The 12,271-nt window shown below is 49.2% G+C and carries 8 protein-coding genes; 5 read left to right on the forward strand and 3 right to left on the reverse strand.

All coding sequences use genetic code 11. The annotated features are described in order from the left end of the window. Positions 1–344 precede the first annotated feature (344 nt). Positions 345–1,715 (reverse strand): hypothetical protein, encoded by a 1,371-nt coding sequence (locus tag J4F31_10585; protein MCE2497004.1) that lies wholly within the window; start codon positions 1,713–1,715, stop codon positions 345–347. After that, entirely contained in the window at positions 1,702–3,075 is a 1,374-nt protein-coding gene (locus J4F31_10590; protein MCE2497005.1) for a sigma-54-dependent Fis family transcriptional regulator, read from the reverse strand. The genes J4F31_10585 and J4F31_10590 overlap by 14 nt, the downstream gene beginning before the upstream one ends. Positions 3,076–3,223: 148 nt before the next feature. On the opposite strand from J4F31_10590, the gene J4F31_10595 reads away from it, so the two are divergent. From J4F31_10595 to J4F31_10615, 5 genes are all read left to right on the forward strand, one after another. After that, positions 3,224–4,471, forward strand: a complete 1,248-nt coding sequence (locus tag J4F31_10595; protein ID MCE2497006.1) for an efflux RND transporter periplasmic adaptor subunit — start codon at positions 3,224–3,226, stop codon at positions 4,469–4,471. Positions 4,472–4,705: 234 nt separating this feature from the next. Beyond that, positions 4,706–5,401: an ABC transporter ATP-binding protein gene (locus tag J4F31_10600; GenBank protein ID MCE2497007.1), complete on the forward strand. Its 696-nt coding sequence runs from the start codon at positions 4,706–4,708 to the stop codon at positions 5,399–5,401. After that, the gene (locus J4F31_10605; GenBank protein MCE2497008.1) at positions 5,401–7,743 is read left to right on the forward strand and encodes an ABC transporter permease; all 2,343 of its coding nucleotides are present in this window, start codon (positions 5,401–5,403) and stop codon (positions 7,741–7,743) included. The genes J4F31_10600 and J4F31_10605 overlap by 1 nt, the downstream gene beginning before the upstream one ends. A 41-nt stretch (positions 7,744–7,784) precedes the next feature. Next, positions 7,785–10,184 carry an ABC transporter permease gene (locus J4F31_10610; GenBank protein MCE2497009.1) on the forward strand — a complete coding sequence of 800 codons (2,400 nt, stop codon included), beginning with the start codon at positions 7,785–7,787 and terminating at the stop codon, positions 10,182–10,184. Next, the gene (locus tag J4F31_10615) at positions 10,177–11,646 is read left to right on the forward strand and encodes a peptidase M61 (protein MCE2497010.1); all 1,470 of its coding nucleotides are present in this window, start codon (positions 10,177–10,179) and stop codon (positions 11,644–11,646) included. Before J4F31_10610 ends, J4F31_10615 begins: the two co-directional genes overlap by 8 nt. Here the strand turns inward: J4F31_10615 and J4F31_10620 are convergent. After that, positions 11,570–12,271 (reverse strand): hypothetical protein (locus tag J4F31_10620; protein ID MCE2497011.1); only part of this gene is annotated, 702 nt, incomplete at its 5' end. The two genes, J4F31_10615 and J4F31_10620, sit on opposite strands and share 77 nt — an antisense overlap.

The raw sequence follows: 12,271 nt of genomic DNA on the forward strand, positions 1-12,271 counted from the left end.
TCAGAGCCTCGCTCAAAGGAGTTAGCGATACGAAACTGTTCCTCTATAGACTCCAAAAAGTATTCGCCTGATCCTGCTGCTCCCCATAAAAAAGACCTGATCCTTGGCTACTATCTCTGAAATGCGGTGCAATTGCAGGCATAAATAGGATACAAACAAATATATCCAAGAAAAAATTCAATTATGCATGAATAATTTCGTAAACCATTGAAAAACAGAATAAAAAGATGTTTTTACGTGTTTTTTACTTGTGTTTATCGTAAAAAGCACACTAACTCTTAACGTTAAGAATACGTTGATTTAGAAGAAATACAAGGATAAAAAAGAAACGAATTTTCCCGATTTTAGAACCTCGGTTGAAGGGGGAGTTGCAATGTGAAGCGGGTGCCTATAGCCAACGGACTGAAGGTCAGTTTTCCGCGGTGCGATTGCACGATGCTCTTGCTCAGTGACAGGCCGATTCCGCTTCCGTTTTCCTTGGTCGAGTAAAAGGGGATGAAGATCTGACCTCTTTTATCCTCGGGAATTCCTAGGCCGTTATCTTCGACCAACATGGTCCACTGATCACCGTGGGCTTCGAGTTTGATGGCTATGGCTCCGTTTTCTTGTCCTTCGAGTGCCTCCCGAGCATTCTTGACCAAGTTGATCGTAACCTGTTCCATCAGATGGCGATCGAAATAGGCCGATTTACGTCTGGATATCACATCCGACCGCAGGTCGATACCCTTTTTCTGGCACAGCTCTTCGAGAATGGGGAGGAGCTCATTCCACCAGCTTTCCAGTTCTATGAATTCGGGTTCGGGACGCGGAATGCGCGTTAGCTTTCGGTAGTCTTCCACAAAATGCAAGAGCCCTTCAGAACGTCCGGAAATGGTTTTTAACCCTTGTGTAACATCCTCGAGTTGCTCTTCATCGAGGTCGTTCAGGTGCTTGGGCTGACCCGTTTCGGGGTCGCGCAGAATGGCGTTTAGCGTTTCGCTCAGCGAGGAGATGGGCGTAACTGAATTCATGATCTCGTGTGTGAGAATGCGAATCAGCTTGTGATAGGCCTGCATCTCTTGGCACTCGATCTCGTCTTTGATCCCCTGGAAACTCACGATCGTATGCTCGCTATCACCGAGTCGAATCTTGCCCTTGTAGATGAGTTGCGGGCCGGGCATCGACGGCGAATCGAATTCAATGGCTCTCTGCTCGTTGTACGGGGCTTCTTCAATTGATTTGGCCCACTGGGGCCTGCGGCCCGATATCATATTCCAGTCCTTTAATGCAGGAATTCCCAGAATGTCTCGAGCTGCAGTATTCATTAGGTGAATGTCGCCGTTGTCATCGAAACTAATAACCCCGGAATTCAGGTATTCCACCACCTGGGCGAGTTGTTGGTAGTGTTGTTCTTTTTGAACCTTGACTTTTTTGTAGGCATCAATCAAGGTGTTCAAAGAGCTGTGTAGCTCTTGAAATCCACCCCCTTCGTTTTTTTCGCTAAAATGCAAACTGAAATCGTTACTCTTTATGCTTTCGAACAATCTCGTGAGTTCTCGATTGGTGCGTCGAATGAGGCGAAAAAGTTCGAATAACTGAAAAGCGACCACCACCAGTAGAATGATCGAGGTCATGTATAAACCCCGAACCGTATAGAAGTATACAGCTCCCCAGCTCGCTGCCATGAGCAGAACGATCCGGAAAACGATACCCAGGTAATGCTTATTGAAGGTCATGCTTGTCTAATCTACGATATAATGCGGCACGGGTAATGCCCAATTCTTGTGCGGCCTTACTTATGTTGCCTTGGTGTTTTTCCAAGGCGCGCTCTATGAGTCTTCCCTCCATGGCCATGAGGTTCAGCACCTCGTCTTCAGAGGTATCTGCCGCTCTGTTGGTCAGCTGAAAGTCGCGGGTCTCGAGCCGCTGCCCTTCGTGTAAAATGAGCACTCTTTCCAGTGTGTGCTGCAATTCGCGCACATTGCCCGGCCAGGAGTACGACTTAAGCTTATCCCAGGCTTCCTTGCTCAGCTCGGGTTTTGGTTTGTGGTACCTTTTGGAAAACCTTTCGAGAAAATGATCGACCAACAGCGGGAGATCGCTCAAACGTTCGCGCAAAGCGGGTATGCGCACCTCTACCGTATTGATGCGATAGAGCAGGTCTTGCCGAAATTCATCCATCCCGGCCATTTCATACAAAGGCATATTGGTGGCCGAAACCAAGCGGATATTGACCTTTATCTTTTTAGAGCTTCCTATGCGCGTTACCTCACGATTTTGCAACGCGCTCAATAACTTGGCCTGAAGTGGCGGGGCAAGGTTGCCGATCTCATCGAGAAAAAGTGTTCCGCCATGCGCCAGTTCGAATCGGCCCACTTTATTCTCCTTGGCATCGGTAAAGGCCCCTTTCACATGACCAAAGAGTTCACTCTCGAATAGATTCTCGTTCAAGGACCCCGGGTCGACTGAAATAAACGGTTGGTCGTGTCGGTCCGATGCCCGATGCACCGCTTTTGCCGCCATTTCTTTACCCGTTCCGTTTTCTCCGAGGATCAACACATTGGCATCTGTTTTTGCCACTTTTTCAATAGTATCGAACACCTTTTTCATGGGCAGGGAATCACCCAGAAATGCTTCCCGGCCCGATGTGTTGTCTTCGCTCAGGACTTGACTCACCGTTTTGAGCTGATCCACTTCCTTTTGAGTGCGACTCAGTCGTAACCCCGCCTGAAGCGTGGCCAGCAGCTTTTCGTTCTTGAACGGCTTCAAAATGAAGTCGAATGCCCCGAGTTTTATCGCCTTTACGGCCAACTCTACCTCTCCGTAGGCGGTCATGAGGATCACCACGCTATTCGGCCGTACCTCCATGATGCGTTGAAGCCAGTACATACCTTCGCGTCCGTCATCTTCTCCCGATCTGAAGTTCATGTCGAGTAAAATCAAATCGACCGAACCCGAGTTCAGGTACTCGTTCAATCGGCTCGAATCTTGCTCGCAATGCACCGTTTCCAGATGCTGCTTTAAGAACAATTTCAATGATGTTAATACGTCCGGATCGTCGTCGACGATTAAGGCCTCAGCAGGGATTTTCTTCATGTGGTGTCCTTATTTGAACAGTCAAGTGTACGAAAACGAACAATCGAAAAGCGTTAAACGGGCGTTAAAAATTGTAACCGGCTGAAAATCAGAGCACGATTTTTCATGGCACGGCACTTGCCTTTTGGCTCACAGGAAAAAAGCACTCATGGATAGAGTCATACAAAAGAAAAAATGGCCGCTTAAGCGGATCTTACTTTTCATCGGTATCGCATCGGGGGTCTTGTTGTTGGTCTACCTTCTATTCATCAGCACCAATGACAGAACACTTAGTATAGACCGCGACAGGACCTCCATTGCGACCGTTGAAAGGGGTATGTTCTTCGATAATATTCCGATCAGCGGAAATGTAGAGCCCCTCAAAACGATCTTCATCACAGCTTCGGAGGGTGGTAATGTGGAGGAGATATTCGTTGAAGACGGTTCTATGGTAACACGGGGCACTCCGCTAATGCGCCTGAGTAACGCGAATTTGATGCTCGACTTTATGAATCGCGAAACGCAGATCATAGAGCAAATCAACAATCTGCGAACGACTCGCCTAACGATCGAGCAAAACAAGCGCTCTCTCAACGATCAGTTGATCGACATCGACTACCAGTTAAAAGTGGCCGAACGTCAGTTTCGGATGGACAGCACCCTGTATAAAGACGAGGTAATTGCCGACAATCAGTTTCAGGCTGCGTTGAACAATAGTGAGTACCTCAGACAAAAAAGGGCGTTCACAAAACAGAACATCGATAGGGAAGAGGCTATCCAGGAATCTCAATTGCTCCGCATAGACCAGAGTATCGAACTCATGGAGCGCAACCTAGAGGCCATTCGTCAAAATTTGGAGAATCTGACCATCAAGGCCCCGATCGACGGACAGCTGACCGGTTTTAATCATTACCTCGGCGAAACCAAACAGCGGGGTGAATCTTTGGGTCAGGTGGATGTTACTGACGGATTCCTAGTGCGGTGTAATATCGACGAGTACTACCTGAACCGGGTGCGCGTGGGTCAAACCTGTACCTTCCCCTTTGGCGGTCGAACTCACGACCTCGTGGTAATCAAGGTATTACCGCAAGTCTCGAACGGACAATTCCAGGTCGAAATGAACTTCCCCGACTCCATGCCTTCAGGTATCCGGCGCGGCCAAACCCTGCAAATTCGCCTATCGCTAAGCACCGAAACAGAAGCCATCATGGTGGAACGCGGTGGTTTTTACCGGAGCACCGGCGGTCATTGGGTGTTCGTACCGGATAATGAAAGTAGCGCCTCGCGGCGCGATGTGGAACTGGGTCGCCAAAATACCGACTATATCGAAGTGTTGAGCGGCTTGGAACCGGGTGAGCAAATTGTGACGAGCTCATATGCTAACTACGGAGAGGCTGAACGCCTCGAGTTCAAGTAGTAAGCGGTGGGGGAGTTGCGCATCGTGCCGCAGGCACAGAAAAATTCGCCTTCGGCGAGTTTGTTTTGCTGCGCAAAGGATGTTGGCTTGGGCAAGGGTGTTTCGCGTTGCGAAGTAAAAGGTTTAGAGCTAAAAGTCTAAGGTATAGAGTCACAAGCCAGAGCTTTATGCTTTAGACTCTACACTCCTGACGAACTAAGAACTAAGAACTCAAAACTAAGAACTAGAAATATGTTGATCGACATCAAAAACCTTAAGAAGACCTATCGGACCGACGAGATCGAGACGACGGCCTTGAACTCCATCAATGTTGGTATTGAAGAAGGCGAATTCGTGGCCATCATGGGACCATCCGGGTGCGGTAAATCGACCTTTTTGAACGTGCTTGGACTGCTCGATACGCCCGATGCCGGGACCTACACCTTTAACGGTCAGGAGATGACCAAGCTTGGAGAGCGCCAGCGTTCGAATGTGCGTAAGAATAACATCGGATTCGTGTTTCAGAGCTTTAACCTGATCGATGAACTGAGCGTGTTCGAGAATATCGAACTTCCATTGATCTATTTGAAGACTCCGGCCGCAGAACGTAAAGAGCGCGTTGATCGAATGATGGATCGAATGGGTATTGGCCACCGCGCCAAACATTACCCTCAGCAGCTTTCGGGCGGACAACAACAGCGGGTTGCCGTGGCTCGTGCTTTGATCGCCTATCCAAAGATCATTTTGGCCGATGAGCCTACCGGAAATCTCGACTCAGCCCATGGTAACGAAGTCATGGACTTGCTTAGCGAACTCCGTCAAGCCGGAACCACCATCGTCATGGTAACGCACTCGCCCCACGATGCCGGTTATGCTTCTCGCATCATTCGCTTGCTCGATGGTGAGGTGATCGCGGAAAACAGTGGGAAGACCGCCGAAGAGATCTTGTGATGTTGGGGAGTAGAATCAAATTGGCCTTTCGGCACCTGTGGAAAGAGCTTGGCTTTACGAGTATCAACATCTTCGGTTTAGCTATTGGTTTGGCCGCAGCTCTGGCGATCTTTATCTACGCCGGGTACCACTACAGTTTCGATCGCTTTCACCCGGGTGCCGATCGCGTTTTTCGGGTATTGCCGATCGATCGCGTCTTGGGGGTGAGTTCTTCCGCGGTCGGTATTACCACCCCGGCTGCTGGTCCGGCCGCCTATAACGGCGTTACCGGAGTGGAGGCCCGGGTACGTTTTATCCAACAAGGTCAAAATCTACTTCCTACCGACGACGACAGGTCGATCTTTGCCGAGAATTTTGCTTTTGTCGACAGCAATTTCTTTGAGTTCTTCAACTTTTCGCTGACCCAGGGAAATTCATCATCTGTTTTGAGAGAACCCAACACGGTTCTGGTCTCAACGTCCCTTGCCGAGAAGCTCTTTCCCAATGACGACCCGGTCGGAAAACAAATTCAAGCCGCGCACACGGCCGAACCGGTCCAAATTCAAGGGGTATTCAAAGATCCGCCTATCAACAGCCACCTCGACTTCGATATGGTGGTGAGCTTAGTACCCGAGGCGATAGATACGAATACAGCGCAGTTTCTCACCACCTGGCAGTCCATTGCCGCACCGACATATATACGACTCCAGGAAGCATCGGAATGGGAGCGTGTGCTCGAAGATCTCAAGGAAATCGGCCGTGAGAACGACTACGGTGCAGAAGGCGATAACTTCGATCTCACGATGCAACCGCTCTTGAAAACGCACATGCATTCAACAGAGCTACTGTTCGATAATCACAATACGCGAAAGACCGACTTTGGTCAAATTCGCAATCTCTTGCTCGTCGCGATATTCTTACTGCTCATCGCAGCCTTCAACTTCATGAACCTCAGCACGGCGCGCAGCGGAAAACGTGCGCGTGAGATCGGTGTACGCAAAGTACTCGGTGCTCAACGCGGTCAACCGGTCGTTCAATTCTTGCTCGAGTCGACCTTGCTCGTATTCTTTGGATTCATGGTGGCCTTGGCGATTCTCGAGCTGTTCGGGAAATACGTCGGCATTAGCGTTCCAACTGGGTTCGTGAATTACTTTGCCGCCCACAAACAACTTTGGGTCTATAGCCTTATTCTGATTCTGGGTTTGGGAATACTGAGTGGCCTTTACCCGGCTTTCGTCCTTTCTCGCTTTGACCCGGTTCACACGCTCAAAGGAAATGTTAGATCGTTGTCCTCGGGTAAATGGTTGCGACGAATATTAGTTACACTTCAGTTCACCGTTTCGGTTATGGTCATCATCGGAATGCTCGTCGTTCGACAGCAGGTGGTTTACATGAACGAAAAAGACATGGGTTTTGACAAAGACTATGTCCTGACCCTCAACCTCAATTCGCGAGACGCCTATCAAAATGCAGGAACGCTGCGCGATGAATTGGTCAAGCTCGAGAACGTACGGGGAGTGGCGTTTACGAATGCCCTGCCAGGTACGGGATATGGAAGAACCTCCATTACTCCGGAAGGATATACCGGCGAAGAAACCTGTATATTCAGCATTACCGGAGTTGGATATGAATTCGCCAATGTACTTGGGCTGGATCTCGTGGACGGAAGATTCTTCGACCGGGAACACAGTACGGATGCCCGGGAAGCCATAGTGATCAATGAAGCAGCCGTAGAAGCCATTGGTTGGGACGACCCAGTTGGTAAGACCATCAATATGGGAAATGGCGATCGCACGGTGGTTGGGGTGATCAAGAACTTCCATTATGTAGGATTGCGCTACCCCATTGAGCCGCTCATGATGGTACCGCTGCCCAATGCGGGCGGAACCGTGGCCGTGAAACCCGAAGGAGACCAGGCCTCGGAAACTATAACGGCGATCGGGGAGGTATGGAATTCCGTAAATCCATCAGACCCATTTGAATATCAATTCTTCGATGAAGAGTTCCATCAACTTTTTACCGACGATGAGCAGTTCGCCCAAGTACTTTCGAGCTTCAATTGGTTGGCCATTCTTATCGCTTGCCTAGGGCTATTGGGTTTAACGGCCTACACCGTACAGCAAAAGACCAAAGAACCGGGTGTGCGTAAAGTGCTCGGGGCCAATGTAATGGAAATACTCGTGGTCTTGAGCAAAGAATTCTGGTTGATGTTGCTGATCGCGAACATCATCGCTATTCCGATTTCATATTACTATATGAGCCAGTGGTTAAGCGAATTCGTGTATCGCATCGATCTTACCCTTTTGCCCTTTGTCATTGCCGTGGCCTTGCTAACTATTGTTTCTCAGGCCCTGCGGGCCTGATAGGTTAGACCCCGTTAAGGCCTTGAAATACGAGTAAGATCATGTGGAGAAATTACTTTAAAACTACCGTCCGTTCACTTACTCGAAATCGCATATATGCGGGAGTAAGCATCCTTGGATTGGGCTTGGGTATTTCTTGTGCGGTGCTCATTGCGCTCTATATCACCGATGAACTCAGTTACGAAGACATGCATGTCAAAAAGGAACGGATCTATAGAGGGTATATCGACCTCGAAATGACCGAAGTCCTCCATGCCGGGGTGAGTCCAATGGCACTCGGGCCAACATTGGTGAGCGATTACCCCGAGTTCGAAACTTTTTCGCGCATCGTTTCGGCCGGCAACGAAGTCACCGTTCGCGTAGAGGACCGAATCTATACGGAGGAGCATATCTGGTTTGCCGACTCTTCCTTTTTCGATATCTTCTCATTCGACTTCATCTTAGGCGACCCGGCCTCGGCATTGATCGAGCCCAATTCGGTCGTGCTCTCCCGCACCATGGCCGAGAAGGTGTTCGGTACGTACGAGGTACTCGACACCACGGTCCGGCTGAACAATAGTGTTTATACGGTAACCGGAGTTACCGAAGACCCACCGCTTCAAACTGAAATGTACTACCACGCATTGGTATCGCTGAACACGTGGCCACAGCAATCCATTCAACAGGCCAGCGGCGATTGGTATTGGCTTATCAGCTACACCTATCTGCTGACGCATCAACCCATCGAGCAACACGAGATCGACCGAATCATGGCCGATTTCAAAGAACGATATATTGTTCCGTTTCAGGAGTCGAACGGCCTTGAACAGGACGCTTTTTACGACTTGAAACCGCTCGAAGGATTACACTTTTACACTGCGGCCGAATACGACCATCCAAAGGGTAATTTGAGCTACCTCTACATTTTTGGGGTGGTCGGTCTCTTCATCGTGATCATCGCCAGCATCAATTTCGTTAATCTCTCTCTAGCTCAGAGTGGCAAAAGAGCTAAGGAAGTTGGCATCAGAAAAACCCTCGGGGGCGATAAAAAAGAGATTCGCCGACAATTTCTCGGTGAAAGTATGCTGGTCGCTTTTCTGGCCTCCTTGGTCGGACTCGCACTCGTGGAGGTGATGATCCCCACTTTCAACAGTCTAAGCGGAAAAGATTTTTCGTTCAGCAGCTTGTTCCGCGGTGAGCTATTACTCTCTATCCTGCTCCTGTGGCTTACCGTGGGACTGCTGAGCGGCTCCTATCCGGCATTCGTTCTTTCGCGCTTCGATCCGGTTCGCGTGCTCAAAGGGCACCTGCCAAGCTTTGGTCGAATTGGCGCGCTGAGAAAAACACTCGTGGTCGTCCAATTCGTTTTCTCTCTCCTGATGATCGTAGTCTTTCAACAGATGGACTACATGCGAAACCGAAACCTTGGTTTCGAAGGCGATCAGGTCCTGGTTCTCGAAATGCCCGGAGATACGGCCGTTCGAAACCGAGGTGCCTCTTTACGCACCGAGCTCGAACAGCTGCCACAGGTCGAATACGCCACGCTCTCAACCAACTTCCCCGGCCGTACGGTTGGCGAGCTACTTTTTAGAATTGAACAGGACGGAGCACTCAAAGAGCGCGGCATAAAATTCATGACGATCGATGAGCATTTTTTAGAAACTTACAGAATCGACTTGCTAAGTGGGCGAAACTTTCGGCGCGATGGTGGAACCGACGCTAATCAAGCCTTCATCATCAACGAAACGGCCGCCGAACGATTTGGGTGGCACGACGAAGCACTCGGTAAACGGATGCAATGGGGGCTCTTAGCTAACGATTCAGCCGCCTACGACGGCCGCGTGGTTGGAGTGGTAGAGGATTTTCACTTTCAATCGCTCCACAACCCTATTGAGCCGATGGTGTTCCGATTCAACCCCGGAAATAGCAATCTGCTGGCCGTAAAACTCAACGGAGACGATTTGCCGGCCGCCATGGCCGCGGTGGAACGAACCTGGGATGGCATGAGCGGCGGTTACCCATTCGACTATCAGTTCGTAGACGATGAATTCGATGCGCTTTATCGAAGTGAAGAACGAATGCTCACCGTATTCGGCTACTTCAGCTTTATCAGCATCTTCATCGCCGCACTCGGACTCTTTGCCCTATCGTCATTCACCATCGAGCAACGAATCAAAGAGATTGGCATCCGCAAGATCCTCGGTGCTTCCGTCACCCAAATCATTCGCCTCATTTCCAGGGACTTCATGCTCTTGGTCGGCATAGCGGTTATCATTAGTCTGCCCGTAGCCTACGTCGCCCTCCAGCACTGGCTGCAAGATTTCGCCTATCGAATCGAACTCTCAATTTTTATACTCCTAATCTCAGCCGGATTCGCCTTCGCGCTGGCCTTTGCAACCGTTGGCTATCACAGCCTGCGCGCAGCTCGGGCCAATCCGGTCAATGCACTTCGTTATGAATAGATCAGCGACTTTCCTACTCCTTTGCTTCTTGACTCTCGGCGCCTACGGCGCGATTGGTTCCTCAACCGGTGAATCCAAGTACTCGGTCACCCTCAATATCGGCGAGGTATTGAACGACCGACTCTTTGTCCACCTTTCTACTCCAACCGTAAGTGCCGACGAGATCGAGTTCCAAATGCCCAAGATCGTACCGGGCACCTACAACGTAAGCGACTTTGGCCGTTTTGTAAGCGACCTCGTTGCTTACGACACCGCCGGAAACAAGCTGCCGATCAACAAGATCGACGACAACCGTTGGAACATCAAAAAGGCCCAAACGCTCGGAACCATCGAGTACTACATCGACGATACATTTGACGGCGAAGTAGGAAAAACGGTTTTTGAGCCGGGCGGATCCAATTTTCAGGCCGATACCAATTTCGTGCTCAACCTCTTTGCCATGATCGGCTATTTGAAAGGCATGGAAGACCAAATCTACGATATCAATGTGGCGCATCCAGGCCATCTTTATGGCGTTACAGCACTCGATGTCTTGGAACGCAGTCCAAAACTGGACCGCTTCACGGCTCGCGACTACTTCACCATGCACGATTCCCCCATCATGTATTCAGCCCCGGACACAGCCTCGGTACAGGTGGCCAATGCGCGCATCGAAGTCATGGTCTATTCACCGAACAAGCAATTGTCGGCCAAAGAGGTGATGAACCGAAACGAAGACTTGTTTAGTGCCGCTGCTGAATACCTTGGAGGAGAACTGCCTGTCGATCGATATGCTCAACTGATCTACCTGTGGGAAGGTCCAACGAACTCGGGCGGAATCGGAGCTTTGGAACAGAGCTATTCAACGGTATTTAGCTTACCCGAACTGCCCGATTCGATCATCGGACAGGAATTGAGAAATATTACTGCGCATGAGTTCTTTCATATCGTAACCCCTTTGACCATTCACTCCGAAGAGATCCACAATTACAACCGGATCGATCCACAGATGTCCGAGCACCTTTGGCTTTACGAAGGAGTTACTGAGTACTCAGCGCATCACATGCAGGTAAAGGCGGGCCTTATTACCCCCGAAGAGTTTCTCGCTACCATGCAAGAAAAAATGTTAGAAAGCACCAACCATTACGACGACAAGATCCCTTTTACGACGATGAGTGCTCATTGCTTGGACGTTTACGAAAGTGAATATGGCAACGTATATCAAAAGGGTGCGCTTATTGGAATGTGCCTGGACTTGGAACGCCTTGAGTGGAGCGATGGAAGCTATGGTATTCAAGAGCTGATCAAAGACCTTCAACAGCGATACGGAGCCGAAAGAGCATTTAAGGACGAGGAATTGTTCGACGTGATCGCCGAGCTTACCTATCCCGGAATCCGTGAATTCTTCACCCGACATCTCGAAAGTTACGAGGCACTTCATCGGGAAAGCAATAATCGAAGAAGCAATCGCTTTCAACTGTAAAGTACACCTCTTCATTATTTACCATGATGACTCCTTCGCCAATAGGATATTCCAAGCAGCCACCATGCCATGTCAATTCCATAATCTGAATCCATTCTACTACACCTTTTTCATTGTTTAGAAGGTTCAATATTTTATTCAAATCATTCTGTGACATTCCAGGATCATAATGGAATCCGAATGTTTCCATAAATTGATGATCATCCTCATAATCTATTGTATAGGAAGACATTGGTTCCCTCGGATAGCCATATCCCCGGAAAGAAATCACTAAATCTACTTCCCCATTACCACCATCGACAAATTCATACTGAATAAAATATGGACCGGGAATTGTATTCCAGAATTGATCTAAGGGCGGGTCCTCCAGATCCCAGATTCGAGGAACAGGAAGGGGCTCAGCTCCAATCGCCTCTATTAATGGAAGAAAGTCTTCTTGTGTAATGATATTCAATTCATCAAGACATATGCGCCAATCAAAGCATGTATCAACGACTTGTGGAATGGCTATCAAATAGCACTGGAATAAGTGCTCCTCCAAAGATTCTTGACTCGCCTGTACACCATATTGCAATTGAATGCGCTGCTGTAAAAGTTGCAAATGATCGAAGACGCTAAATCCATC

This window comes from Flavobacteriales bacterium (genome assembly GCA_021296215.1).
Lineage (GTDB): Bacteria > Bacteroidota > Bacteroidia > Flavobacteriales > ECT2AJA-044 > ECT2AJA-044.